This is a genomic window from Streptomyces sp. V4I8 (genome assembly GCF_041261225.1).
Lineage (GTDB): Bacteria > Actinomycetota > Actinomycetes > Streptomycetales > Streptomycetaceae > Streptomyces.
This window is the reverse complement of the sequence record NZ_JBGCCN010000002.1, coordinates 131,120-156,155: the sequence shown is the minus strand read 5'-3', so window position 1 is coordinate 156,155 and position 25,036 is coordinate 131,120. Positions and strand designations below refer to the sequence as shown.

Here is a 25,036-nt window from a genome sequence, read left to right as displayed (position 1 = left end):
CTTCCTCCTGACCTTGATCAACAAGGCCAGAGTCAGACGAAGATCACCAAGAGGGTCAGTTTTGATACGCCGTCAGAGGGTCAGCGTTCGGCCGTCGTCGAGAAGCCCCTGGATGCCCGCCCTCGGCTGATCACCGGTCCCGCCAACCGGCAATCACGCACGCCTCCGGACCGAGACACCTATCCAGTCACCGGCAATCTTGGTGCGCATGCTTCTCCCCTAGTGGTGTAGGTGGAATCGAGCCGACCTTCCCTCAAGGCCGGGGCGAGCGTGGTCATTTGCTTCCAGAACGGCGATGCCGGGATAGTGCATACGGGGTTGGACTCTATCCGCAGTCAACGGAGCAGTGGGGCCGTACGCCGAAGGCCAGCGGCCGCAAGCTGGAAGGCCGCACGTGGGACCAGATGCCGCTGCCCGCGGCAGTATGAGGACGTGAACCACGGTGGTCCTCACCTTTGGCTTTGCCCGCGCCTCGCTGACCTGCTTGTTTCGCCGTCCGGAGACCGCCGGGCAATTCGCGTGGTCACACGGCCGTCTCTTATGCCGGTCCGGTGTACGGAGTGAGTGCGTAGGTCGGGGCGGACTGTCAGTGGCGGCATCTACTTTGCTCAACACCATTGGGGTGACGATGGTAGACATCCGGGCCGTGCGCTGGGATTCCAGCGCACGGCCCGGCAGTTCAGGTGGCCCGCTCAGGAGGCGGGTTCGTACGTCACCGTCTGGTCCGGGCAGCCCGAGGCGCCACCTTCCAGCGCGGCGAGCTCGGTGTCGTCGACGGCGAGGTCCCAGCGGAGCTTGGTGCCCACCCACTCGACGAGGTACCGGCAGTGGACGTCGGCGGCGGGTGGCAGCCATTCGGCGGGGTCCTGGTCGGCCTTGCTGCGGTTGGAGCGTGCCGTGACGGCGACGAGTGACTGGTCGGCGCCCTGGTCGTTGGCGTATGCCTCGCGGCGCTGCGGGGTCCAGGCCGATGCGCCACTGTCCCATGCTTCGGCGAGGGGCACCATGTGGTCGATGTCGAGCCCGGACGCCGACGTCACGACGGTGGCGTCGTAGTACGACCACCAACTCCCGCCGGTCAGCCGGCAGCCGGGCCCGACGGTGGGCGGGTCGACCGCCTCATGGATGAGAACTTCGGCGCGGGTGTTGCAGCCGTCGGCCGGATCGTCGCCGGTGTTCCAGTGGCGGAACTTGTCCCGGCTGTAGCCGTTGCGAGACTCGGTGGCCACGGGCAGGTGGGCGACGGCCTCGGTCAGGGGCAGAGTCTCCGCAGCATGGGCAGGGGATGTGACCGAGAGGGGCATGACAGCGAGTGCAGCGGCAGTGAGACCGCGCAGGACAGTACTGATCATGTGCCGTTGATAGCCCCGGCGAAGGGGCGTGATCAGCGGTTTCCCCGAGGCGCCGCTCGTGTGAGTGGAAAGGTCATACCGGAGAAACGAAATGCCCTGCCGCCCTCCTTGTGGGATGCGCCGGACGCCACGAAGCCCGAGCTCGGTGCTGACGGGCAGCCCTATCAGATACACGGGTACGGGTACGTACCCGTACCCTAGGGAGATGGGAAGGAGCACAACGATGTCCGATGCCAACGTCCGTATCCCCGAGGAAGCCAAGGACCGGCTGGCCGCTATAGCTGCTGCTGAGGGTCTGTCCCTGCGCGCGTATCTCGCCCGTCTCGCGGAGACGCTGCTGACTCCGGCCGAGCGGGCCGAGCGGGCGGAGAAAGCCCGGGCCGCTCTCAAGGAGTGGAACGGCTACGCGCCGACCGCCGCCGAGGAACACGACCTGGACAGCGAGCTGGACCGGCGCCTGGCCCAGGTCACGAGCCGATGAGCGACGCCGTGCACATCGTCCTGGACGACACCGCGATGGCCGCAGCCGGCCAGGGCAACGTCCTCGCTTCCCGTCTGATCCACCGCGCCCACGCCGAACCGGGCTGGTTCCTGTACGCCCCGGCATGCGCGTTAGTCGAAGCCGAACGCGCCCGGCCCGGCACGGCCGAGCACCTGGCATCCCTTCCCGGCATCACCGTCCTCGATCTGGACCTGGCTGCCGCCCTCGTTGTAGCGCGGCAGAACACGTGGGCGGCGGCGCACAGCCACTACACGGCGCAGCCCGCCCCGGACCGTCCCGACGGCGCGATCATCGCCACCACCGCCCCGCACCGGTGGGCAGGAGAACCGGTCCGCGTACTGGACCTCACTCCCTGACCACAACAGCAGACGCATGCGGCCCCGCCTGATCCGGCGGGGCCGCCGTTGTTCACTGGGTCGCGCGTAGGTGCTCGCGCCGGGCGGTGACGAGTCCGCGCCACCGCGCGCGGGTGGCCTGTTCGCTGCCCAGCCATTGCGGCGGGGCATGGTCGGCAGGCAGTGGGAGGTCGGCCATGAAGTGGGCGATGTCGGTGTAGTAGGCGTAATTGCCGGATTGGGTGAGCCGGCGCAGTCGGGCAATGCCCACCTCTAGTTCGTCGTGGGAGCCTCGTACGGCGTGGTGGAAGCACACGGCCAGATCGAGGGTGGTTTCCACGGAAGCGAGTCCAGCGATGCTGATTTCGGAGCGCAGGAGTGCGGCGCGGTCTTCCCAGTCACCGCTCTGCCCGGCGTCCCGTACGAGGGCGGCGATCTGGGCGTTGATACGGGAGGCACGGATGTTGACTCCGGCCAGGAGTTGTTCTGCGAGCTGGAGTTCGTTGTCGGCCTGGTCCGGATCGGTGAAGGCGAGGGCGAGGGCGCGCATCGCCTGAGCGGTGGCGGCCTCTCCCGCTACCGAGTGCTGTTCCGCTTCGATACGGCCCAGCTGGTAGGCGGCTGCTGCCTGCACCATGTCGCCCTGTACCCACCACACCTCAGCGAAGACCCGGTGGTGCCGGCCCTCCCACCCGAGCGTCTCGGCGACTTCGAGGGCGGTGGGGAAGTCGCCGGCGAGGCGGGCCAGGTGAGCGAGGCCGCGCCGTGCAGCGGGGCCGAGGCGGCCGCCGCCGTCGATGACTTGCTGCATGCCTTGGCGGGAGGCGTCGCTGTGTCCGAGGTCGCGTTGAGCCTTGGCCAGGTAGTAGACGGCCATGTCGTGAAGGTCGGCGGGGAGCAGGCGGGCGGTGATGACGGCGGTGAGCCGGTCGGCGGTGTGCTGGCGGTGCTCGTGCTGGCGGCGGGCCAGTGAGCTGAGGGTTTCGACCAGGGCGTCGGAGGGCGTTTGCAGAGAGGCTCCGTCCGTCCCTTGCCGGGCGGGTGGCGCGAGCGGCTCCCAGACAGAGTCGCTGATGTAGGCCCAGGCTGCATCGGCAAGCCAGTCGAGGTCGAGACGGAAATCTCGGGCAATGGCCAGGCCCTGGCGCAGGCAGCCGACCAGAAGCAGCCGACCGGGTCCGGTGCCTTGGGCCCACTGTTCCCCGAGTGCAGCGAAGGCCCGCTGGGCGGCCTGAGCCCAGTCCTGGGGTGACCAGCGGTCGTCCGTCGCGTCGTCCGCGCCTCGGATGGTGGAGCGGATCAGGTCGTGGAGGTGATACCGCCAGAGGCTGAAGGGGTTCTCCCGGACGAAGGGCCGCTCCACCAGACGAAGGGCGGGCGCCTGCTGGGTCATGCCCGCGGCCCGGGTCGCGAGGTCCAGGTCGAAGGCGTCCAGGAGGCTAACCGATCGCAGGACGTGCCGTTCCTCGGGCGTGAGGTCGGACAGGGTGCGGGCAACCAAGGCGGGGAAGTCGTGGTCGAAGTCGCCGGGCACTGGGGTGCGGCCGCTGCGGCTCAGCTCGAGGAAGCGGGCGACGGACAGCTCGAGGTAGAGGGGCAGGCCGTGCGAGCGGGCGGTGATGACCTGCCGCATCGGCTCGCAGATGAGGGGCTGGCCGTCGCGGGTGAGGCGGCGGGCGAGGTAGTCGTCGCAGTCCTCGGGGGAGAAGTCGCCGATCAGCACCTGCCGTACGCTGGCCCGGGCGGGAGTGCGGGTGGCTGGCGCGGCGGTGTGGGCGAGGCCGGGCCAGGCGGCGGGGCCGGTGTAGTCGAGCTGGCCCTGCAGGGCGGGGTCGGCCCACTGCAGGCGGGAGCGGCCGGTGATGACCCAGAAGGCGTTGGGCAGCAGCCACACGGTGCGCTGGATGAGCCGCTCCAGGTCGCGGCGGGTGCGGTCGCCGATGTCCTCGAATGTGTCGAGCAGGACGACCGGCACCACACGTTTGCCCTCGGGGAGTTGGGCGAGCTCCCATGCGAGCAGGTGCGGGTAGAAGGACAGGGCGTCCAGGTCGGGTTCGGCCTCCAGCAGGTCCGCCAGCCGTTCGCACCCGGCCAGGGCCCGTACGGTCTGGCGGCGTTCGCGCAGCGCGCCGATCAGGGCGCCAGTGAGGGCGCCGACGGCCGAGCCGATGGTGCCGGGCAGCATGAGTGCCTGGGCGACGTCGGCGAGCGCGGACTGCATCTGCTGTGGCAGGGCTTGGCCGAACCGGGAGCCGAGCCCTGCGCGGCGCAGGTACTCCTCCAGCGGTTCGCCGGGGTGGTTGGCCTCCCAGTAGCGGCGCAGGGCCAGGTCGAAGGCGGGCAAGGGGCGGCCGATCCGGGTGAGGGCGGCCCGGATGGTCAGCACGATCTGCTCGAAGTCGGTGCCGGCGGAGCGGGCGAGGTCGATGCGTACGGGGAGGATCCGGTCGGCCGGCCAGCCAGGCTCACCCCACTGGGAGGGCCTGCGTCCGGCGTCGGTGAGGGCCGCCTCCAGCATCCGGGAAAGGGTTGTCTTGCCGATGCCGCCCACTCCGTGGAAGACGAGGACGTGGTTGCGGGGCGCCTCGAGGTCCTCGGGGTCGAAGCCGGGTGCGCTGAGGTGCTGGAGGTGCTCGGTGAGCGCGGTCGCCGCGGTCTCCCACTGTGAGGAGCGGTTGGTGAAGGCCTCGTCAGCCTGCACGCTGCGGTCGTTCGTACTGAACAGGGCCCTGAGATCCCGGCCTGTCACGTCCACCCCCGAAAGATGATCACCAGCAGGTTCAACCTATGCCCGTACAGGGCAGTTTGGGGAGTCGGCCTTCCGTCAGCAGCGTCGGCCACGATGATCGCAAAGCAGTGGTCAGCACTGCGAACCCGTCATGTCCTGGTGGACGCAGAAGTACCGCACGCCGGACATCTTCGAGTGCTGGTGGGTGTGGTGGGGATAGCACCAGCCCACCCCCGCCCTGGACCGAAGCCGACTAGCCGGCCCTTTTCAGCTTGTCCAGCGTGTCGTACGGGCGTCCAGGTTCGCGGTCCTTCGGCCACGGAGCAGCCGCGACATCCCGGTCCAGGTGCCGGCTACCGGCGTCGACCCGCACGGTGTGCAGCGGGTTGACCTCCACGGGTGGCTGGCCGACCATCGCACGGATGCGGTTGCGGCCAGCGATCTCGTCTTGCTTCCGGGGGGCTTCGCAGGGCAGGCCAGGCTGCGCACCGCAGTTGGTGCAGCGCCGCGCGAGGGCGTACTCGTACAGGGACGGGAATGCAGGGTCCTGGGTCATGGCTCCATCGTCCCTGGCTGCACGTCACGGTCCGGCTACGGCGCCTCCAGAGGGGCCTCCCTGCGGCGCAGAATGCCCCGACAGGCTCCGAACCACCCGGGGGACCCATGCGCCGCACTACCACCGCCACTGCCGCCGTTCTCGTCGTCCTGCTGACCGGAGGCTGCTCCAACACGGGCGGAGACGGCAAGCCAGCCGGGTCTTCCCCGTCGGGCACGACCGGGGGCCTGTCGGCGAAGTGGGCGCCAAAACTGGCAGCCGTCACCGACGGCAAGAAGACCGTATGCAACCAGGTCGGGGACCAGGGGTGCGCGGAGCATCTGACAGACATCGCGCTCGCCGTCGGCGACCTGGAGCGGGACGTCAACGATGCCGGCGGCAGCAGCCGCTACCCGCGGACCCTGGCCGAACTGGGCAGGGTGAACGATGCCGTCGACGCGTACACGGAACACGAGTGCCTGGGGGATGAGAACGCGGGGATCGCGGGGTCTCCGTGCCCGGATGACGCGCAGACGATCCTGACTGGGGGGAAGACGCTGCCGCTGGCGTTGAAGGCCGACGAAGGCGCCTGAGTGGCGTCCCCAGACCCGAGGTCCAGGGGCGCCGTACGCACGTTCAGGAATTGAGATCGCATTCTGGCCGGGTCACTGGGCAGAGCCCACTGCAGAACGGTCCGACGGCCTCGCGTGTCAACCGTCGCGTCCGGTCGCTGCGGCCCGTTTCAAGCCGGCCTAGCTACGACTCCACGGCCAGTCTCTGGTCGTCGTCACTTGATGATTGAGGTCTCGTTGGCTTCTGGCAGCAGAAGCATGCCTTCCGGGTCTGCCGGGTCCCTTCCGTACTTCACCGCAAGGCAGCCTCTGGTCGTGCATCGCCTGGCCCCGTGATCATGCGGATAGCCTGTCTGAGCAGACAGCCACTTCTTCTCCTCCGCAGTCAGCGGTCTGTGTTCGGCTTCTTCGCCGCAGGTTGTGCAGTGCTCTCTCCGGTCCCTTGGGGCGCCCGAAGCGAATCCTGGTGGCTCATCCAGCGGTGGCAGCTGCAGGCCGCGAACTATCCGTTGCCTGATGGCTCTGAGCAGTCTGCGCAGGGGTGGGACGACCAGCAAGGTGGGCAGCGCGACGCTGATGTAGGCAACGATGATCAACAGGTGTGCCACGGACTGGGGTACGTCCAATAGCAGTTCCGGGTGCGGATGGCCGGCTCGGCTCGCTGCGGTGTAGCGGCGGAGAGTCACTCCGCCCGCAGCGCAGGCGAAGATGACGGCCACGACTGGGGCCGCGGTGAGCGTGGTCTTGAGGGCAGCCACCGCCCGTGAGACGTGGGTGGCAACCGTTCCCGGGCGCTTGTGCGCCGCCTGCGCGTATTCGGCCTGAGACCAGCCCAGTCCTTTGGTCGCCCATACTGCCGCACGCTGTTGCGCAGGCAGGTTGGCCAGGGCGTGGCGCCCCTCGCATCGATCGGAGATCACATCGCTTGCATCGTCGGCCTCCAGCCGGAGATCGGCCTGCGACGCCTCTGCCGCCTGCTCGTACCGCGCCCGTCGTGTGTGCTCGAGGATCTCCCGCTTCACGATCTGGAACAGGTAGGCCCTGGGCTGCTCAATGCGGGCTGGGTTGCGACAGGCCTTGACGAAGGCGTTCCCCACGACGTCCTCGGGGTCGATGAACGATTGCGGGACGTTCGCCGCACGCAGCTTCTTACGCGCATACCCCACCAACTCGCCGTAGTGGCGGGTGTGGACCTCCTCCAGGGTGAGGCCCACACCCGGGCCCGCCTCAGCCATTGCGTCGGCCCCTGCGCCGCTTGGAGCCGGGAGGGGGGCCGCCGCGCTGAGCTCTGATGATCTCTGCCTTCCCAGCGTCGCGGGTCCTGTCCGCCTTGCTGTTGATGAGCGAGGTGATGCTCGGCAGCAGGAAACCCAGGACGACGAGCAGGAGGGTGAGGGGATCCATCTTCTTCTCCTTCGGATAGCGGCCCTGGTTGCCCCGCTCGGGAGCGGCCGTCACCACTGAAGAGGGACGAGTCCGGGATTCTCTTTACACGTCGTCGAAGTCTTTCCAGGTTCCCGGCCGTAGGACAGGGGATGCCCCAGGAAGGGCGCGTATCAACCGCCTGAGCGGGCCGTCAGCCACATGAACCTTCCCGCCCAGAGCACGCTCCGGCGCCGTGGCAAGGGCGGCTGTCGAGAGGGCGAGGAGGACAACGGCGACTCCCATTCATGATCAAGATCGAGGGGTTTGCCGTGTCCGGCACACCAGACGAGCCCGACTTCTCCGGCCTGGAAGGCGGCGAGGAGCAAGGGGCGCAGGACGCCGTCCAGGAGGTGGTGAACTGGTACAACACCCAGATCATCGCGGAGCGCCGCGCACCCGTGCCCGACGAGGAGCGGATCGAGGAGCTGAAGGCGGGCCGTCAGGCCGCGCTCGCTGACCAGGCGCAGCTGGCGACCGCCGACCCGGAAGAGGCCGAACAGATCGCCGCCGCCTATGCGGCGCGGCTGAAGAAGCTCAACGAGTCGTAGCCCAGGGTCCGTCGTGGGACGGGCAGGGGCCAGACGGACGGGTGTGGCCGGTCGATGCGGGCCGGCTGCACCCGAGGCGGCATCAGGGGCCGGGCGAGCGCGGCGATCTCGTCCAGCTCGGCCCGGTGCTGCGGGAGCGCCCGGCGCAGTGCCTGGTGGAGGCGGAGGAACGCGGCGGCCTCCTGTTCGGTGTACGGGCGGAGCCGTTCCGCCGTCAGCGCCCACGACGCCCGCCCGGCGCCGCCGGCTTCGTGGCGCAGCAGGACGTGGCCGTCCCGGCGGATCACGGTCACGGCCGCGACCTGCGGGTGCCGCTCAGCGACGGCGACGGCGTCAGCAAGCGCGCGGAAGCAGGTGTCGTGCCCGGCGCGGGTGGTGAACCGGCCGGTGCCGCCGCGCTGCAGGGCCCGGGCGTAGCGCAGCGCGGTGGCGAGCCGGCTGTCGGCTTCGCGTACGGCCAGGACCACGAGTTCGACGGGATGGTGCTGCTGCGCGTACGGAAACCGGCGGTGGTCTCGCGCTCCGCGCGGGTGGAAACAGCGTGACTGGGTAGGTGTCTCGGTCCGGAGGCGTGCGTGATTGCCGGTTGGCGGGACCGGTGATCAGCCGAGGGCGGGCATCCAGGGGCTGCCGCGCATGGCCTGGATGAGGACGTCGAGCATGGGCTGCTCGTGTCGGGTGGCGGTGGCCAGGTAGGTGCGGATCGCGGCGAAGTCCTGCGCGCCGTGCAGCGTGCGCAGGCAGCCGGAGACCTTGATCCGCAGCTTGGCCATCCTGATCGTCTGTTCGGCTGGGTTGTTGTCGAACGGCAGTGTGAGGTCGTGGACCCAGCGCAGGTAGTCGTTCCAGCGCTTCGTCAGCCGTCTGAACAGGGCGTGGTACTTCGCCTCGGTCTTCGAGCTGCGGGTGGCGGTCGCCTTCAGCCCGTCGGCCACCGCCTGGGCCAGCGCCCCAAGCTCACCGTCCTTCACGGACACGGCGATCGCGTCGAGCCCGTCCGCTCGGGCCTCTTCCGCGGCCTTCTTCAGGGCCAGCACGGCGTCGATGGCGCGGTAGGCCGCGCACCGGGCCTTCTCGCTGCCCCGCTCGGTGACCGCGACCAGTTCGCGTAGTACGTGTGCCGAGCACAAGGCGTGTTCGGCCTGCGGGTAGGAGTCGTAGGGCGCCCAGGCGTCGTGCATGGCGATGCCGGTGAAGCCGGGCAGTATCCCGGCCGCGTCGATGCCTTCGCGACCGCGGCGGCGGTGCACCGACAGGTGTACGAACTGGCCGCTGGAGGCGGAGTGCAGCCAGTGCAGGCACCCGGCGGTGCGGAACCCCGTCTCGTCGAAGAACGCCACCGCCGCGCCGGCGACCTTCCCGGCCACGAGACGGCCGAAGGCATCCAGCCGGCTCGCGCAAGTGCGTACCCACGAGGCCACCGTGCCCGGCGCGACGGACGCGTCGAAGAGGTCTGCCAGGGCGGTGGCGGTGCGGTCCTTGGACAGGAACTGGCCGTGCATCAGGTAGACGCCGGCGGCCGCGAGACGGGGACCGTACTGCACCGGGGCCCGCACGCCCTCGGGACCGGAGGCCTTCTCGCTCCGCCCGCACGCGCACCGGCAGGTCAGGACCTGATGCTCGGTGACCTCCAGGCCGATACGTTCGGGCAGGTCGAAGACCTGACGCCGCTCGATACCGGCCACGACGGCCCCGGCCAGGTCCGCACCGCAGCCGGCGCAAGGGCCGTGGGGCCGGTGCTCGACCCGGTGGTCGGGGTCCGCGACCTGCCGCAGCGTGATGCCCTTCTGGCCTTTCGGGCGGCCCGGCCCCCGCCCGGACTTCCCACGCAGAGACTTCGGAGCCGGTTTCGCCAGTCCGTCCGAAGACGGCGGCCTGGAAGAGTTCGCCGAGTTCTTCCCCAGCCGGGCCGTCAGGTCCACGACCTGACCCTCCAGTACCACGATCCGTTCCCGCGCCGCGGCGAGTTCCTCACGCAACTGCACCACCAGAACAGCGAGTTCCTCATAAGAAGGCGGCACAGCAGCATCAGACACGAGACAGATGATCACCGATCCAACTGACAAGATTCAACTCATCCCGCCAGGAGCACCTATCCAGTTACGCCGACTCAACCGCGGCGGCGACCGCCAGGCCAACGCCGCCCTCTACCGGATCATCCTCAGCCGCCTGCGCTGGGACCACCGCACCCAGAACTACCTGCAACGACGCCTCACCGAGGGCAAGACACGCCGTGAGATCATCCGCTGCCTGAAGCGATACATCGCACGAGAGATCTACCGGCTCATCGTCCCCACGAGGCAGGCGACCGACCATCCAGCCCCCGCACAAGCCACTGCTTGACATCCATAGGGGCATCAACGCCCTTTCGAGGGGTGCGACGCGCAGAATGTGGACGACTCTCGTTGCGCCTTCAATGTCCCGCGTCGTCAACGCCCCGGCAGAGGGGCTGCAGGGCCCGGCAGGCGGGCCGAACGGCCCTCTCTGCCCGGGCCCGTCGGCATCGGTCAGCCGTCCCAGGCCCAGTCGGCGACCTCCGGCAGGTCGGTGCCGTGGGCGCGGATCCAGTCGTGGTGGCGCAGCCGGGCGTCCTCCATCCGCTGGCGTACGGCGGCGGCGCGCACCGCGAGGCCGGGCACGCGGTCGATGACGTCCATGACCAGGCGGTAGCGGTCGAGGTCGTTGCGGACCACCATGTCGAACGGCGTGGTCGTGGTCCCGATCTCCTTGTAGCCGCGCACATGCAGGTTCTTGTGACCGGTGCGGCGGTAGGCGAGTCGGTGGATCAGCCACGGGTAGCCGTGGTAGGCGAAGATCACCGGCTTGTCCGGCGTGAAAAGCCCGTCGTACTCGAAGTCACCCATGCCGTGCGGGTGTTCCTCGCTCGGCATCAGCCGGGCGATGTCGACCACGTTGACGACGCGGACGGCGAGCTCGGGCAGGTGCCGGCGCAGCAGCTGAGCTGCGGCCAGCACCTCCTGAGTGGGCACGTCACCGGCGCAGGCCAGCACCACGTCCGGCTCGCGGCCGTTCTCGGTGCCAGCCCACTCCCAGATCCCGGCTCCGCGCGCGCAGTGGGCGCGGGCTTGCTCCATCGTCAGCCAGTCGAAGCAGGGCTGCTTGCCGGCCACGATCACGTTGACGTAGTCGCGGCTGCGCAGCGCGTGGTCGGCCACCGAGAGCAGGGTGTTGGCGTCCGGCGGCAGGTAGACCCGTACGGCCTCGGGGCTCTTGTTGAGGATGTGGTCGACGAAGCCGGGGTCCTGGTGGGAGAAGCCGTTGTGGTCCTGGCGCCACACGTGCGAGGTGAGCAGGTAGTTGAGGGAGGCGATGGGGGCGCGCCAGGGCAGGCGCCGGGTCACGCGCAGCCACTTGATGTGCTGGTTGACCATCGAGTCGACGATGTGCACGAACGCCTCGTAGCAGGAGAACAGCCCGTGCCGACCGGTCAGCAGATAACCCTCCAGCCAGCCCTGGCAGGTGTGTTCGGAGAGGATCTCCATCACCCGGCCGTGCGGGTCGAGGTGTTCGTCCACGTCGAGAGTGCCGGCCTGCCATGCCTTGCCGCTGGCCGCGTAGACGGCCTGGAGGCGGTTGGAGGCGGTCTCGTCGGGGCCGACGAGGCGGAAGTCGCGCCGGCCGGCGGTGTTCCGCATGACGTCTTCCAGCAAGTCGCCGAGGACGCGGGTGGGTTCGTGCAGGGTCGCTCCGGGTTTGTCGACGGGGACGGCGTACCGCTCCAGCGGGGGCAGGGGCAGTTCGCGCAGCATCAGACCACCGTTGGCGTGCGGGGTGGCGCCCAGGCGGCGGTCACCGTCCGGGACGCAGGCCAGAACGTCGGCGACGGGGCGGCCGTGCTCGTCGAACAGCTCCTCGGGACGGTACGAACGCAGCCACGCCTCCAACTGCCGCAGGTGTTCCGGGTTGTCGCGGACGGCGGCCAGCGGGACCTGATGGGAGCGCCACGTGCCTTCCACCGGCAGACCGTCGACCTCGGCCGGGCCGGTCCAGCCCTTCGGCGTGCGCAGCACGATCACCGGCCAGTGAGGGCGCTCGGTCGCGCCGTCCTCGCGTGCGGCGCGCTGGAGCGCGGCGATGCGGTCCAGGGCGGTGTCCATGGCCTCAGCCATCGCGCGGTGGACGGCGATCGGGTCGTCGCCGGTCACATGGATGGGGTCGTGGCCGTACCCCTGTAGGAGCGCGTCGAGTTCGGGCTCAGGGAGCCGGGCGAGCACGGTCGGGTTGGCGATCTTGTAGCCGTTGAGGTGGAGGATCGGCAGGACGGCCCCGTCGTGCACGGGGTCGAGGAACTTGTTGGAGTGCCAGGAGGCGGCCAGCGGGCCGGTCTCCGCCTCGCCGTCGCCGACGACACAGGCGACCAGCAGGCCGGGATTGTCCAGGGCGGCCCCGTAGGCGTGGGAGAGGGAGTAGCCCAGTTCGCCGCCCTCGTGGATCGAGCCCGGTGTCTCGGGCGCGACGTGGCTGGGGATGCCGCCGGGGAACGAGAATTGCTTGAACAGTCGGGCCATGCCGGCCGCGTCCTGGGTGATGTCCGGGTAGGTCTGGGTGTATGAGCCGTCCAGCCAGGAGCCCGCGACTACCGCGGGGCCGCCGTGGCCGGGGCCCCAGATGCACAGGGTGTCCAGGTCACGGGCCTTGATGATGCGGTTGAGGTGGGTGTAAACGAGGTTCAGCCCGGGCGAGGTGCCCCAGTGGCCGAGCAGCCGCGGCTTGACGTGCTCCGGGCGCAGCGGCTCGCTCAGCAGAGAGTTCGCCATGAGGTAGATCTGGCCGACGGACAGATAGTTCGCGGCGCGCCAATGCGCGTCCAGCAGCCTCAGCTCGTCGTCGGAGAGCGGGGTCGGCGTCCGCTGGGTGTCGACGGACATCATCAGGTCCCTTCCGGATCGGGGTCGGTCGGAGGTGCATGCGGGTCCGTACCTCCCCACCCTCCCCCGGTCCGCCGGGTACCCGACAGGGCCGACCGGGCCATCCCAGGACCGCTGTGTCCGTCATCCGGTCGCCGGCACGAGCACGACAGGGGGTGCTGGGCCAGAATTCCAGTCCGGTATCGGCTGAATCGCATGCTGCCCTCACTGCCCCGGCCCGGATACGCTTCCCAGCAGGAGCTTCGCCCGTTTCGCCGACTCCGGCCGACGACGGGCTACCGTTCCTCCTCTTTCGGCCCCCAGCCCCCCGGGTCGCAGTGACTATCCGACCACTGTGAGCGGCTGGAGCCGCATCGCCGACAACGCAGCTCCAGCCCTTCGTCCTCCCCAGCCCTGCTTCGAGCCCGGGATGAACTCCCACACACCCCGGGAGGGTCGGTGAGGACGGCCAGTGCGAGACGGCGACGGTAGGGGAACCAGCGCCGTCCTCGCACCTCGCGGCCGCCGCCGATGCTCGCCCGCATCCGGCGGCGGCCGTTGACGAATTTCCCCAAAGCGCCCTGAGATGCGCTTCAACCGCCCACCACTGCTCCCCGCGGCAATCTGCACGCATCCCTCACAAGCGCCCGGCCAGAGGCGAACTCTCGCAACACGGCCCGAAGTGCACCGAGATGCGCTCACTACGAATCACTTCAGCGAAACACTGGCACCCAGAGCGTCTCAACGGCCCCGCGCTGAAACTCGTTGGACGGCCTGTCTCATGGCATCGACCGCCAGGCCGTCCGTTCTCCTTGCACTCCCCAGTGTCCTCCCGTTCAACCCATCGGAGTACCCTTTGACGACAGTTGGCGCAAACAGACCTCGTGCATGCAGATAACCAAGACTCGCTCGCCAGCACGCCAACCAGACAAGCTGTCAGCCAAGCTGAGTCTGGTGATCTGGAGCATTTGCGGCTGAGGTCGGCGAACGCATTTGGGCTCTGCCCGTCTCCCCGGCGGCGGTGAAGTTCCTGCAGTGGCACTGTCAAGTTTGACGTGTCAGATGATCAAGAAGGAATATCCCGATTCAATGCCGCCTGTGGCTCTCGATTCAGCGCTTCAGTCGTGGATTCGAAGGCGAAAATCGAGGATCACCTTCTTGATTACCTGATGGCCCGTCAAGCTTGACAGTGCCTGGTTGCGGTGTGGGCCAGGGGGTGTGGTGGGTGAGGCGGATGTGGCCGTCCGGGGTGTGGTGCAGGCCCAGCTGGTGGTTATGGTCGGGGCCTGTCGGGTCTGGGTCCGGTGTGGGGGTGGGCTGCTGGAGTCGGCCGGTGTGGGCGGCGGGCAGCCAGGCGGGTGTTCCGCCGGGCGGGTGTTCGAGGTGGTCGGTGACGGTGAGGGTGATGCCGGCTGGGTCGGTGTGGATCCACAGCCGGTAGCGGGAGTGCTGGCTGTGCCCGTTGAGGTAGTGGGCGGCCACGGTGGCCGTGTCCCCCAGGTGCTGGGCGAGCGGGGGCGGGGCGCCGATCGCGGCCAGCAGGCTGCGGGCGGCCTGGCCCACGAGCGTGTGGGTGCGTACGGCGCGTTCAATCTCCACGGTGAAGGACAGCCGGAGCAGGGACGGCCCCGGCTGTCCTGCGGTGCGTGGGGCGGGGATGGCGGTGGGGCGGATGGCGCGCGGCATGGCTGGCACTCCCGCTGAAAGGGCGTGGCGGGCGGCCGGGGAGGCGGGGCCAGTGCAAGCGCCTCCCCCGGGCCGCAGGGCTGCAGCATTGGCCGGGTCCGGGGCCATCGGGCACGTTAGGCCCCGTGGCCGGGCGCGCCCAGGGGTGTGTTCGGCCATCCGGTGGTACGCAGGCACAACGCCAGCCAGATTACGCCTAATTGACGATCCGTCATGTCAAGGGGACTGGGTTGGATTTCATCCCTATAGGGGAATGCCGTCTCGTGTAAGCCGTTTCTGCGGTTTGCCCGTCAGGGCAGCCCTCTAGGCTGGCCGCGCGCTGCCACCCCGGACCCGGTGGTCTTCCCTTTATGACCGTCGCGCCGCCCGTTCCCGGGGCAGGGCTCGGGTGGCCTGCCGTTTTCAGGCGGTACCGCCATGCACCAGCACACCACACCCGCCTTCGGGCACATCCGCATCCACCGTGCGGACTGCTGCACCGTCATCGCGTTCCACGGTGAGATCGACATCGCGGCCGCAGCCGCCATCACCCCCCGGCTCGATGCTGCCACCGCGATCCCCCGCTGTCGTATCGTGCTCGACCTGGGCGGGGTGGAGTTCATCGACGCCTGCGGGCTGGGGCTGCTGTGCCGGGCCCGCCTGCGGGTCATGGCAGGCGGCGGACGGCTCGTGCTCGTCTGCGACCACCCCCGCACCCTGCTCCTTTTGCAGATCACGGGCATGGACAGCGTGTTCACCGTGACGGCATCAATGGCCGAGGCGCTGGACCAGTGTGCCGGTCCCGCGGCCGACTGACGTCTGCCGGGGCCGGGCGGCGAGCAGACAGGGAACCACCCGTGCCCTTGCGGGGCGACGGCGTCCGATGCCATCTGACGGCGGGCCCATCGCAGGCGGCGGCCTGCCCCGGCAGGGGCGGAAGAGGGCTGAAACACGTCCCCGTCCCTCACGCACACAGACGGTCGGAGCGGGCAGGTGTCCCTTGCAAGGACCGGCCCCCGTGCCCCCTTCTGGGGCGGGCAGCCGTTTGCCGTTCCCCATGCGAAAGGAGTGAACTGTGATGCCCGAGTCGTCCCGTGAGGAGCGGCTGGCTGCTGCCTTCGTCGAGCTGGCGGACACTCTGGTCGGCGACTTCGACGTGATCCATTTCCTGCACATGCTCACCGACCACTGCGTCGCCCTGCTCGATATCACCGCCGCCGGGGTGGTCCTGGCCACCCTGCGCGGCGAGCTGGTGGACGTCTGCGCCTCGGACGAACGCGCCCGCGCTCTGGTACTGGCCGGCATCGACTTAGGCGAAGGCCCGCACCTGGACTGCTACCGCCTGGGCCGCCAGCTGCCCGACACCGCGCTGACCCATCCGCACGCGAAGGCGAACTGGCCGCGCTTCACCCCGCGCGCCGCCGAGCTGGGCTTCACCTCCCTCGCAGCCGCCCCGCTCAGACTGCGCGATGAGGTCATCGGCGCGCTCACCCTCTTGCGCACCCGGCCCGGCCCGCTGGACCCGGCCGAGCTGCGCCTGGGCCAGGCACTCGCGGACACCGCCACGATCGGCATCCTCCAGCAGCGCGCCCTGCACGAACAGGCCACCCTCGCCACCCAGCTGCAGACCGCGCTGACCTCACGCATCATCATCGAACAGGCCAAAGGAGCCCTCGCCCACCGCCGGGGCATCACCGTCGACGAGGCTTTCGAGAGGCTGCGCCGCTACGCCCGCCACCACAGACTGCTGCTGACCAAGGTCGCACGCCAGGTGATGGAAAGCGGCACCGACCCTACCCTGGAACCCGAGCAGCACTAATCACACATCACAGACGCCGGCTCGCGCGGCGGGCCAGGGGGAGGGCTCATGGCGGTCAGCGCGGACATGGAACGGCTGCTGCACGAACTGGCCGTCCCGGGTGAAATGCAGCCCGCCGACGCCCTGCGCCAGGCGGACCCGATGCTGAGCCTGGACGGCCTGGCTCTCTCCCTCCTACACGGCGACGGCCTGGAACTGCTGTGGCACACCGGCGAGACGGCCGCCCTGCTGGACGATATGCAGTTCATCCAGGGCCACGGCCCCAGCCACGACGCCATGCACAGCCTGGACCCCGTCCTGGAGACGGACCTCGCCCATGCCCCCGCCGGCCGCTGGCCCGGGCTTGCCGCCGCCGCCGGCGAACTCGCCGTCCACGCCGTCTTCGCTTTCCCCCTCACCCTCGGCGTCATCCGCCTCGGCGTCCTCACCGGCCACCGCCGCATCCCCGGGCCCCTCACCCCCCAGCAGACCACCGACGCCCTGGCCCTCGCCGACGCCCTCACCGAACTGCTCGCCGCCCCCACCACCCCCGCCGCCCCCGCCGTCCGCCACCTGCACCGGGCAGACGTCCATCAGGCCACCGGCATGACTGCCGCCCAGCTCGGCATCTCCCCCGCCGACGCCCTCGCCCGCATCCGCGCCCACGCCTACCGCCACAACCAGCCCCTCCTGGACACCGCCCACGCCATCCTCACCGGACAACTCCGACTTGCAGACAACTCCCGCCCCGCCACCAGCAGTTAGCCACCCCCACCCGGCCCGTGACCGCAAGGCCCCCCCGCCCGCCGGCGAGGCAGCGCTCCCGAACGGATATCCGGGGCACTTCACTCACTCCCGTGAGCGCCCCGGGACGGTTCCAAAAGACCCGCAAAGCCTGGCCCGGAACAGCGGATGGCTCTATCAGGATGGAGGTGTGATTCGTCTGTTTGGCCTATCGGTTTTCGGTTGGGCTGTTCGGCTTACACTCGTCCGGCCGAGAGGCGGCCGTCGAAGAGGACGTCGAACTCGTTGAGAGCGCCCTTCCAGCGGTTGCTCCCAGCGTTGGCGGCCACGTCCGGTGGGGTCGAGGGCGAGGGTGGCCAGGTACAGGCGCTTCAGGGCGGCGAAGCCCAGAAAGTCATACCGTCGTAAGATCTGCCTGTTCCGTGGGGAAGTGCCCGCAGGCCTGGACCGCGCGCCGGTATCGGCTGTTCAAGGCCTCGATGGCGTTGGTGGTGTACACGGCCTGCCGGATGGCGTCGGGCAGGCCGAGGAAGGGCACGAACTCGCTCCAGGCCCGTTGCCAGATCCCGGCGATCGAGGGGTACTTCGTGCCCCACTTCTCGTCGAACTCGGTGAGTTTCAGGCGGGCTTCGTCCTCGTTGACCGAGGTGTAGACGGGCTTGAGGTCGGCCGCGAGTTCGGGCCAGTCGCGGCGTGAGGAGTACCGCAGCGAGGTCCTGATCAGATGAACGACGCAGGTTTGCACCACAGTTTGCGGCCAGACATTGGCGACGGCCTCGGGCAGTGCGGTCAGTCCGTCGCACACCAGCATCAGCACGTCCCGGACGCCTCTGTTCTTGATCTCCGTCAGAACGGCCTGCCAGTACTTCGCGCCCTCGCCGCCCTGGCCGGCCCACAGTCCGAGGATCTCCCGGTAGCCGTCCGCGGTCACCGCAACGGCAACGTAGATCGGACGATTCGCCACATGCCCCTCGCGAATCTTGACGTGCACGCAGTCGATGAACAAGACCGGATACACTCGTCGAGGGGCCGGTTCTGCCAGCTGGTGACCTCGTCCGCGATCACGTCGGTCACCTTCGAGACCAGCGCCGGGGAGACCTCGGCCCCGTACACCTCCGCCAGATGCGCGGTGATGACCCTGGTCGTCAGACCGCGGGCGTACAGCGACAGAATCATCTCGTCGACCTGCCCCAGCCGGCGTGTCCCCTTCGGCACGATCTGCGGGACGAACTCGCCCTTACGGTCCCGGGGCACCTCGAGGGTGACCGGACCGGCCATGGTGGTGACCGTCTTTTCGAAGCTGCCGTTGCGGTTGTTCCCGCTGCCCCGTCCGGCCGGATCCCCCGCCTCATAGCCGAGATGGTCCGCCATCTCGACCTGCAGGGCCCGCTCGATCACCCGCTTCATCATCTGCTGCAGCAGCCCGTCCCGGCCATCCAGACCGATCCCGGACTCCTTCGCGTCCGCGATCAGCGCATCGATCGCCTCCGGCGATAACACCCGCGCCACCCGCTCCGCCGCCTCTAACCGACCGGCCTCGGATTCCTGCCTCGATATCACTGAGCGCCACTTTCTGTTCAGAGCAGGAACCAGACTAGACAAGAGTGATCAGCCACCACTCACACAACCTGGTGTACACCCTCCTGGCGGTTCGAGCTGGAACAGGCGGATGTCTTCCACGTCATGGCCACCACCCGGCACGACACCTCGTCACCCGCTGGTCCATCGACCACCCCGTCCACGACCTGTTTCCCGGCCTGCCGCGGCAGAAATGGAAACGCCGTTCCTGCGGTGAAGGAGCCCACGGCCGGCGGATCTTCGACTGGGCCCGCGTCGAGGTGCGGCCCTGGCACCGCGAGGACCGCCGGCACTGGGTCCTCGCCCGCCGCAGCGTGAGCAGGCCCGAGGAGATCTCCTACTACATCGCCTACTGTCCCGCCGACACGACGCTGGACGAGCTGATCCGCATCGCGGGCAGCCGCTGGGCAGTCGAGGAATGCTTCCAGACCGCCAAGCAGGAATGCGGCCTGGACGACTACCAGGTCCGCCGCTACCCGGGCTGGCACCGCCACATGACCCTGGCCATGGCCGCCCACGCCTGTCTGACTGTCCTGCGGGCCCGCCAGCTCGACACGGACAAAGCAGAAACGGATCCTCCCAGCTCATCCACCTCAGCCTCGCCGAGATCCGACGCCTGATCACCCGCCTCACCAACCGCCGGCCAGCACCGATCCACCACGTCCTGCACTGGTCAACCTGGCGCCGACGACGCCAACATCCGGCCCGCATCAGCCACTACAAACGACGCGGACACAGCCCCTGAAAACTGCCCAGCAATCAGAACAAGCACCGTTGCAGTACTAGAGGACTCCGCCTCCCACCACGCGGGCACGAACTCGCCTACGCCCGGGTCTCCACCACCAAGCAGAGCCTGGAGCGCCAACTCGACGCGCTGAACGCCGCGGGCATCCCCGACGAACGCACCTACGTCGACAAGAAGAGCGGCGCCACCGTCGACCGCCCCGGCCTGGCCGCCCTGCTCACCTACGCCCGCCCCGGCGACGTGATCGTGGTCTACACCCTCGACCAGCTCGGCCGGAACCTGCGCGAAGTCCTCAACCTCGTCCACGTCCTGAGCGAGAAGAACATCGGCGTACGCTCCCTGGCCGACCCGCTGCCGATCAACACCGCCGACGAAGGCATGGGACACATCGCCTTCCTCCTGCTGGCCCTCTTCGCCGAGATGGAACGCACCTTCACCGCCGAACGCGCCGCCCACGCCCGCACCGTTGCCGAAGGTGCCGGCCGTCACATCGGCCGCCCCTTCGCCCACCCCGAAGACAAGATCGAATACGCCAAGCTCCTCAAGGCGCAGGGCAGCAGCCTCGGCCAGATTGCAGCCAAGACCGGCATCCCCAAAACCTCCCTGCACCGCTACCTGAGTGACGGCTGCCGATAGACCTGCCGGCATCATCCGACCGACTCCCTGCCTCGCTTGTGGACTTCCGGTTTCGGTGTGCTCCGGATGTCACGAAGGCACAAGGTTGCATGCTGCGCGCGCCCTTCTGCTTCCGTAACCCCTGCACGCGCCCCGGCGCGAGCTGCTGCACTGGGGAGGGGGAGACCGGGTCTTCCCTGGCGCTCGGCGCGCGCGGCGACACCTGCGCGTGCGAACAATGCGGCGGCTACCCGCGGACGGCAGGCGCTCCGCTAGTTCGCACCCCCTATGACCTTAGAGATCTGGTTGACGAGGAGGACTCAGGGATGTTGCGCCATACCTCGGTGGCTGAGCTGCAGGCCCTCATGAACTCTGAGCCTCCTCCCGGCTTCCCTGAAGTTCGACAATCCGCGGCTAACACGGGAACGAAGACCGATACACCCTGTTTGTACGTATCAACACCTTCCCCGGTAAAGCATCACCAAGCTGCAGACCTGGAGACCTCACTGCGGCAATGGTTACTGGCGACGGGCATCGTCGTCTCCCGCGATCAGGGGGTGACAGCCGACCCGCATCGCACCGTAGAGCGGTTCCTCAAACAGCACGTGGACCTGATCACGCACGCCTGGGGTGATGTCCCATATGGCGCCCATCTACAGGCAGCAGCCAAGTGGTTGGTCATTACCTGGGTCATCGATGACCACTTCGACGACGTGTGGATCCGCACATCGGTTGATCAGGCGCGCACAGTGGTGTCCGCGCTGTGGGACATCCTGGCCACCCAGGGGGCGCCCGCACCCGACTCGCACCCCCTTGTACGAGCCTTCGCGGACCTGTGGGAAGAGACCTGCAGCCTGACCGATCCCACATGGCAAGCGCGCTACCGCCGCTACTACACCGACTGGCTGGAAACAGCACTGCTCAACCTCGAGGAGTTTGAACTGCCCGGAAAAGTACCGTTCATCGCCCAGTACTTGAATCGGCGTGATCGCGACGGAGGGTTGCTGTGCACGGCTGGCTGGATCGAACTCGCCTACGCACTGACCCTGCCTGACGAGGTGTTCCACTCGCCGCAACTCTTCGACCTGCTGATGCGGTTCAACCACATCATCTGCTGGGTCAACGACCTGTACTCGGCTCCTGTCGAAGCCGCAGCAGGCAGCGGCAAGAACCTGATCAGCTGCTACATGGCCTACGAACGCCTGACGCACGCCCAGGCCACCGCCCAAGTCGTCGCACTCTGCAACGCCGAACTACGCACCTTCGAGTTCCTGGCCGGTTCGCTCCACGACCCAGACTGGACCGAGGACACCTGCGTATTCATCCACGGCCTCAAGAAATTCAACAGAGCACTGATCGACTGGACAGTGGCCAGCAGGCGCTACCAACTCACTGCGCAAAGGACCACCGACGTAACTGCTGCTACACCATCACAGGAGAAATGACCGGGCGATATGTCTGCTTGACAGCTGCCTACGGGGGGCTTGTCAAGTTGCTTATGTGGTAGGCGGGTTGTAACTGGATAGGTGCTCCTGGCGGGATGAGTTGAATCTTGTCAGTTGGATCGGTGATCATCTGTCTCGTGTCTGATGCTGCTGTGCCGCCTTCTTATGAGGAACTCGCTGTTCTGGTGGTGCAGTTGCGTGAGGAACTCGCCGCGGCGCGGGAACGGATCGTGGTACTGGAGGGTCAGGTCGTGGACCTGACGGCCCGGCTGGGGAAGAACTCGGCGAACTCTTCCAGGCCGCCGTCTTCGGACGGACTGGCGAAACCGGCTCCGAAGTCTCTGCGTGGGAAGTCCGGGCGGGGGCCGGGCCGCCCGAAAGGCCAGAAGGGCATCACGCTGCGGCAGGTCGCGGACCCCGACCACCGGGTCGAGCACCGGCCCCACGGCCCTTGCGCCGGCTGCGGTGCGGACCTGGCCGGGGCCGTCGTGGCCGGTATCGAGCGGCGTCAGGTCTTCGACCTGCCCGAACGTATCGGCCTGGAGGTCACCGAGCATCAGGTCCTGACCTGCCGGTGCGCGTGCGGGCGGAGCGAGAAGGCCTCCGGTCCCGAGGGCGTGCGGGCCCCGGTGCAGTACGGTCCCCGTCTCGCGGCCGCCGGCGTCTACCTGATGCACGGCCAGTTCCTGTCCAAGGACCGCACCGCCACCGCCCTGGCAGACCTCTTCGACGCGTCCGTCGCGCCGGGCACGGTGGCCTCGTGGGTACGCACTTGCGCGAGCCGGCTGGATGCCTTCGGCCGTCTCGTGGCCGGGAAGGTCGCCGGCGCGGCGGTGGCGTTCTTCGACGAGACGGGGTTCCGCACCGCCGGGTGCCTGCACTGGCTGCACTCCGCCTCCAGCGGCCAGTTCGTACACCTGTCGGTGCACCGCCGCCGCGGTCGCGAAGGCATCGACGCGGCCGGGATACTGCCCGGCTTCACCGGCATCGCCATGCACGACGCCTGGGCGCCCTACGACTCCTACCCGCAGGCCGAACACGCCTTGTGCTCGGCACACGTACTACGCGAACTGGTCGCGGTCACCGAGCGGGGCAGCGAGAAGGCCCGGTGCGCGGCCTACCGCGCCATCGACGCCGTGCTGGCCCTGAAGAAGGCCGCGGAAGAGGCCCGAGCGGACGGGCTCGACGCGATCGCCGTGTCCGTGAAGGACGGTGAGCTTGGGGCGCTGGCCCAGGCGGTGGCCGACGGGCTGAAGGCGACCGCCACCCGCAGCTCGAAGACCGAGGCGAAGTACCACGCCCTGTTCAGACGGCTGACGAAGCGCTGGAACGACTACCTGCGCTGGGTCCACGACCTCACACTGCCGTTCGACAACAACCCAGCCGAACAGACGATCAGGATGGCCAAGCTGCGGATCAAGGTCTCCGGCTGCCTGCGCACGCTGCACGGCGCGCAGGACTTCGCCGCGATCCGCACCTACCTGGCCACCGCCACCCGACACGAGCAGCCCATGCTCGACGTCCTCATCCAGGCCATGCGCGGCAGCCCCTGGATGCCCGCCCTCGGCTGATCACCGGTCCCGCCAACCGGCAATCACGCACGCCTCCGGACCGAGACACCTATCCAGTCACGGCGGGTTGGGGTGTGCCGGTGGTGCGGGCGGTGTCTGGTTCAGGCGGTCGCGGCCATGAGGGTGGTGCCGGTGATCTGGTGCCAGAGGGTGAAGCGGTTGGTCATCTCGGTGCGGTAGGCGGGGGGGCATCAGGTGGCGGCGGGGGCGGAAGTGCGGTGAGATCCGGGAGAAGGAGGCCAGGAGGCCTATTCACGGAGGTTTTCGGCCTGCCGTTCTTGATCGTGAGGACGGCCCTGCTCGGTAGCGTGACGGTTGCGAAGACGTCAGGGAAGCTACCGGGGGCAGGGCCGTTGAGCTGGAACGTTACGACAGGGCTGGAGACGGATCAACTGGACGGGTTGGTGGCGCGGGTCCATCGGGTGCTCGTGGAGGATCCGGACCCGCCGGTGGTGCCGGAGCGGATGTGGGCTCTGGGCCTGTACAAGTCGGTGGTGCTGGTGCTGTTCCTGCTGCGGCAGAACCCGGTCCAGGAGGCGGCGGCCGAGCTGTTCGGCATCTCCCAGGCCACCGTCTCCAGACGGTGGACGGCCCTGCTGCCAGTGGTGGAGAAGGTCCTGGCCTGCCACGTTCCCGACCCGGCCGAGGCCTCGGCCGGGCGGATCGTGCTGGTCGACGGCACCCTGGTCACCACGTGGGACTGGGCCAGCGAGGGCACCACGATGTTCTCCGGCAAGCACCGCGACACCGGGTTCAACCTGCAGGTCGCCGCCACCCTCGCCGGGGACCTCCTCGCGGTCTCCGCACCGGTACCCGGCAGCCGGCACGACATGCACGCCTGGCACAAGTCCGACTTCCCCGAGGCCTTCGCCGGACGCGAGGGCATGGGCGATCTGGGCTACGTCGGCTCCGGCCTGCTCACACCCAGGCGCAAGCCGCCCGGCCAGGAACGGTCCGCAGGAGACAAGGTGGCCAACCGCTCCGTCAACACACTCCGAGCCGCAGTCGAACGGGCCATCGGGCACCTGAAGGACTGGAAGATCTTCACCACCCGCTACCGCGGCCCCCTCACCCGCTTCGCCCTCGTCGCCAAGACCATCACCGCCCTCGCCTTCTACAAGAAAGGCTGGTGAACCCCATGAATAGGCCTCCAGGAACCGTTGGGCGGTGCCGACACGGCGGAAGCCCTTCATACGCCGCTCGCGCTCTCGCGTGGGGATATGCGAATTCTCTGCCCGGTTGTTGAGGTATTTCGAGGAGCGGTGCTCGACTGACGGCATCACCTGACGGTGGGCGGCGCCGTAGGAGCGGAGCCTGTCGGTCACGATCACCCGGGGCACGGTCTCGGTGCCCTTGAGGAGCTTGCGGAAGAAGCGCTTCGCGGCCTTGGTGTCGCGCCTGTCGGTCACGAGGATGTCCAGCACGTTCCCGTCCTGGTCCACCGCGCGCCACAGGTACCGCATCCGCCCGTTGACCTTGATGAAGACCTCGTCCAGATGCCACCGGTCACCCGGCCGGGGCTGCCGGCGGCGCAACCGGCGCGCGTACTCGGGCCCGAACCGCTCGCACCACAGCCGGATGGCACTTCCCCCGCAGTGGTGGACACCTTCGATCGGCCCCGGTGAGGGGCTGGCAGGAGGGAGCACTTATGGTGATGAAGGTTTATTCGCCCGAGTTCAAGGCCGACGCCGTCGCGCTGTACCACTCGGACCCCGACCTCACGATCGTGCAGGCCGCCCGCGATCTGGGGATCAACCCGGAGACGCTGCGGAACTGGATCCGCGCCGACCGCGCCCGCGCCGACAGCCCCACGAAGAACATGAAGGACACCCCGGTGAGCAAGGCCACGAAGGAAGAGCTGGAGGCCGAGTTAGCGGCCCTGCGCACGGAGCTGAAGACGGTGCGCAAGGAGAATGCGACGCTCGCCCAGGAGCGCGACATCCTGCGCAAGGCCACGAAGTTTTTCGCCTCCGAGATGAGCTGGTGACGAGCCGCTTCCAGTACCTTCGA

20 protein-coding genes and 5 pseudogenes are annotated in these 25,036 nt (G+C 68.6%); 14 read left to right on the top strand and 11 right to left on the bottom strand.

Translation table 11 applies throughout. From position 1 onward, the window contains the following. Positions 1–692 precede the first annotated feature (692 nt). Positions 693–1,352 (bottom strand): HNH endonuclease family protein, encoded by a 660-nt coding sequence (locus ABIE67_RS46775; protein WP_370270195.1) that lies wholly within the window; start codon positions 1,350–1,352, stop codon positions 693–695. A gap of 223 nt (positions 1,353–1,575) precedes the next feature. Between ABIE67_RS46775 and ABIE67_RS46770 the strand changes: the two genes are divergently transcribed. Together ABIE67_RS46770 and ABIE67_RS46765 are read left to right on the top strand one after the other, a co-directional pair. Next, entirely contained in the window at positions 1,576–1,833 is a 258-nt protein-coding gene (locus tag ABIE67_RS46770; RefSeq protein ID WP_370270191.1) for a hypothetical protein, read from the top strand. Continuing rightward, positions 1,830–2,210 (top strand): hypothetical protein, encoded by a 381-nt coding sequence (locus ABIE67_RS46765; RefSeq protein WP_370270188.1) that lies wholly within the window; start codon positions 1,830–1,832, stop codon positions 2,208–2,210. The genes ABIE67_RS46770 and ABIE67_RS46765 overlap by 4 nt, the downstream gene beginning before the upstream one ends. 52 nt (positions 2,211–2,262) lie before the next feature. On the opposite strand, the gene ABIE67_RS46760 is transcribed toward ABIE67_RS46765, so the two are convergent. Together ABIE67_RS46760 and ABIE67_RS46755 are read right to left on the bottom strand one after the other, a co-directional pair. Continuing rightward, positions 2,263–4,938: an ATP/GTP-binding protein gene (locus ABIE67_RS46760; protein ID WP_370270833.1), complete on the bottom strand. Its 2,676-nt coding sequence runs from the start codon at positions 4,936–4,938 to the stop codon at positions 2,263–2,265. Positions 4,939–5,170: 232 nt separating this feature from the next. Next, positions 5,171–5,473 (bottom strand): hypothetical protein, encoded by a 303-nt coding sequence (locus tag ABIE67_RS46755; protein ID WP_370270184.1) that lies wholly within the window; start codon positions 5,471–5,473, stop codon positions 5,171–5,173. A 107-nt stretch (positions 5,474–5,580) separates the two neighbouring features. Between ABIE67_RS46755 and ABIE67_RS46750 the strand changes: the two genes are divergently transcribed. After that, the gene (locus tag ABIE67_RS46750) at positions 5,581–6,045 is read left to right on the top strand and encodes a hypothetical protein (protein ID WP_370270180.1); all 465 of its coding nucleotides are present in this window, start codon (positions 5,581–5,583) and stop codon (positions 6,043–6,045) included. Positions 6,046–6,239: 194 nt separating this feature from the next. On the opposite strand, the gene ABIE67_RS46745 is transcribed toward ABIE67_RS46750, so the two are convergent. Continuing rightward, positions 6,240–7,259, bottom strand: coding sequence for an RNA polymerase sigma factor (locus tag ABIE67_RS46745; protein WP_370270176.1), 1,020 nt, complete (start codon positions 7,257–7,259; stop codon positions 6,240–6,242). Then, positions 7,252–7,482: a hypothetical protein gene (locus ABIE67_RS46740; protein WP_370270174.1), complete on the bottom strand. Its 231-nt coding sequence runs from the start codon at positions 7,480–7,482 to the stop codon at positions 7,252–7,254. The genes ABIE67_RS46745 and ABIE67_RS46740 overlap by 8 nt, the downstream gene beginning before the upstream one ends. Before the next feature lie 236 nt (positions 7,483–7,718). On the opposite strand from ABIE67_RS46740, the gene ABIE67_RS46735 reads away from it, so the two are divergent. Then, a complete protein-coding gene (locus tag ABIE67_RS46735; protein WP_370270172.1) occupies positions 7,719–7,997 on the top strand; it encodes a hypothetical protein in 279 nt (92 codons plus the stop codon). Here ABIE67_RS46735 and ABIE67_RS46730 read toward each other — a convergent pair. Further along, a pseudogene (locus ABIE67_RS46730) lies at positions 7,961–8,476 on the bottom strand (zeta toxin family protein); the annotation flags it as partial. The gene ABIE67_RS46735 and the pseudogene ABIE67_RS46730 sit on opposite strands and share 37 nt — an antisense overlap. Positions 8,477–8,599: 123 nt before the next feature. Next, positions 8,600–10,033, bottom strand: a complete 1,434-nt coding sequence (locus ABIE67_RS46725) for an IS66 family transposase (protein WP_370270143.1) — start codon at positions 10,031–10,033, stop codon at positions 8,600–8,602. A 70-nt stretch (positions 10,034–10,103) separates the two neighbouring features. Between ABIE67_RS46725 and ABIE67_RS46720 the strand changes: the two are divergent. Continuing rightward, positions 10,104–10,340, top strand: a pseudogene (locus tag ABIE67_RS46720) (IS110 family transposase); the annotation flags it as partial. Between the two features lie 164 nt (positions 10,341–10,504). Here ABIE67_RS46720 and ABIE67_RS46715 read toward each other — a convergent pair. Beyond that, on the bottom strand, positions 10,505–12,886 hold the full coding sequence (locus tag ABIE67_RS46715; protein ID WP_370270169.1) for a phosphoketolase: 2,382 nt from the start codon (positions 12,884–12,886) through the stop codon (positions 10,505–10,507). A 1,089-nt stretch (positions 12,887–13,975) separates the two neighbouring features. Further along, positions 13,976–14,551, bottom strand: coding sequence for a hypothetical protein (locus tag ABIE67_RS46710; protein ID WP_370270164.1), 576 nt, complete (start codon positions 14,549–14,551; stop codon positions 13,976–13,978). A gap of 417 nt (positions 14,552–14,968) precedes the next feature. Here ABIE67_RS46710 and ABIE67_RS46705 point away from each other — a divergent pair, with 417 nt between their 5' ends. From ABIE67_RS46705 to ABIE67_RS46695, 3 genes are all read left to right on the top strand, one after another. After that, a complete protein-coding gene (locus ABIE67_RS46705; protein ID WP_370270161.1) occupies positions 14,969–15,346 on the top strand; it encodes an STAS domain-containing protein in 378 nt (125 codons plus the stop codon). Positions 15,347–15,608: 262 nt separating this feature from the next. Next, positions 15,609–16,349: an ANTAR domain-containing protein gene (locus ABIE67_RS46700; RefSeq protein WP_370270156.1), complete on the top strand. Its 741-nt coding sequence runs from the start codon at positions 15,609–15,611 to the stop codon at positions 16,347–16,349. 48 nt (positions 16,350–16,397) lie between these two features. After that, entirely contained in the window at positions 16,398–17,093 is a 696-nt protein-coding gene (locus ABIE67_RS46695; RefSeq protein ID WP_370270151.1) for an ANTAR domain-containing protein, read from the top strand. 215 nt (positions 17,094–17,308) lie between these two features. On the opposite strand, the pseudogene ABIE67_RS46690 reads toward ABIE67_RS46695, so the two are convergent. Beyond that, a pseudogene (locus ABIE67_RS46690) lies at positions 17,309–18,581 on the bottom strand (IS256 family transposase). A gap of 135 nt (positions 18,582–18,716) precedes the next feature. On the opposite strand from ABIE67_RS46690, the pseudogene ABIE67_RS46685 reads away from it, so the two are divergent. From ABIE67_RS46685 to ABIE67_RS46665, 5 genes and pseudogenes are all read left to right on the top strand, one after another. Further along, positions 18,717–19,270 (top strand): annotated as a pseudogene (locus tag ABIE67_RS46685) (IS701 family transposase); the annotation flags it as partial. Positions 19,271–19,398: 128 nt separating this feature from the next. Continuing rightward, on the top strand, positions 19,399–20,031 hold the full coding sequence (locus ABIE67_RS46680; RefSeq protein ID WP_370270832.1) for a recombinase family protein: 633 nt from the start codon (positions 19,399–19,401) through the stop codon (positions 20,029–20,031). Between the two features lie 323 nt (positions 20,032–20,354). After that, the gene (locus tag ABIE67_RS46675) at positions 20,355–21,455 is read left to right on the top strand and encodes a terpene synthase family protein (RefSeq protein ID WP_370270148.1); all 1,101 of its coding nucleotides are present in this window, start codon (positions 20,355–20,357) and stop codon (positions 21,453–21,455) included. A 137-nt stretch (positions 21,456–21,592) separates the two neighbouring features. Further along, positions 21,593–23,026: an IS66 family transposase gene (locus tag ABIE67_RS46670; protein ID WP_370270143.1), complete on the top strand. Its 1,434-nt coding sequence runs from the start codon at positions 21,593–21,595 to the stop codon at positions 23,024–23,026. 353 nt (positions 23,027–23,379) lie between these two features. Continuing rightward, positions 23,380–24,159, top strand: coding sequence for a transposase family protein (locus ABIE67_RS46665; protein WP_370270139.1), 780 nt, complete (start codon positions 23,380–23,382; stop codon positions 24,157–24,159). Positions 24,160–24,165: 6 nt separating this feature from the next. Here ABIE67_RS46665 and ABIE67_RS46660 read toward each other — a convergent pair. Then, positions 24,166–24,606: pseudogene (locus ABIE67_RS46660) on the bottom strand (IS6 family transposase); the annotation flags it as partial. A 68-nt stretch (positions 24,607–24,674) separates the two neighbouring features. Here ABIE67_RS46660 and ABIE67_RS46655 point away from each other — a divergent pair. Next, positions 24,675–25,013, top strand: coding sequence for a transposase (locus ABIE67_RS46655; protein ID WP_370270137.1), 339 nt, complete (start codon positions 24,675–24,677; stop codon positions 25,011–25,013). The last annotated feature ends 23 nt before the right edge of the window (positions 25,014–25,036 follow it).

Coding starts and splice junctions, on each gene's coding strand:
- ABIE67_RS46750 (WP_370270180.1), top strand. CDS start 5,581: ATGCGCCGCACTACCACCGCCACTGCCGCCGTTCTCGTCGTCCTGCTG.
- ABIE67_RS46655 (WP_370270137.1), top strand. CDS start 24,675: ATGGTGATGAAGGTTTATTCGCCCGAGTTCAAGGCCGACGCCGTCGCG.
- ABIE67_RS46695 (WP_370270151.1), top strand. CDS start 16,398: ATGGCGGTCAGCGCGGACATGGAACGGCTGCTGCACGAACTGGCCGTC.
- ABIE67_RS46700 (WP_370270156.1), top strand. CDS start 15,609: ATGCCCGAGTCGTCCCGTGAGGAGCGGCTGGCTGCTGCCTTCGTCGAG.
- ABIE67_RS46710 (WP_370270164.1), bottom strand. CDS start 14,551: ATGCCGCGCGCCATCCGCCCCACCGCCATCCCCGCCCCACGCACCGCA.
- ABIE67_RS46770 (WP_370270191.1), top strand. CDS start 1,576: ATGTCCGATGCCAACGTCCGTATCCCCGAGGAAGCCAAGGACCGGCTG.
- ABIE67_RS46705 (WP_370270161.1), top strand. CDS start 14,969: ATGCACCAGCACACCACACCCGCCTTCGGGCACATCCGCATCCACCGT.
- ABIE67_RS46715 (WP_370270169.1), bottom strand. CDS start 12,886: ATGTCCGTCGACACCCAGCGGACGCCGACCCCGCTCTCCGACGACGAG.
- ABIE67_RS46775 (WP_370270195.1), bottom strand. CDS start 1,352: ATGATCAGTACTGTCCTGCGCGGTCTCACTGCCGCTGCACTCGCTGTC.
- ABIE67_RS46745 (WP_370270176.1), bottom strand. CDS start 7,259: ATGGCTGAGGCGGGCCCGGGTGTGGGCCTCACCCTGGAGGAGGTCCAC.
- ABIE67_RS46755 (WP_370270184.1), bottom strand. CDS start 5,473: ATGACCCAGGACCCTGCATTCCCGTCCCTGTACGAGTACGCCCTCGCG.
- ABIE67_RS46765 (WP_370270188.1), top strand. CDS start 1,830: ATGAGCGACGCCGTGCACATCGTCCTGGACGACACCGCGATGGCCGCA.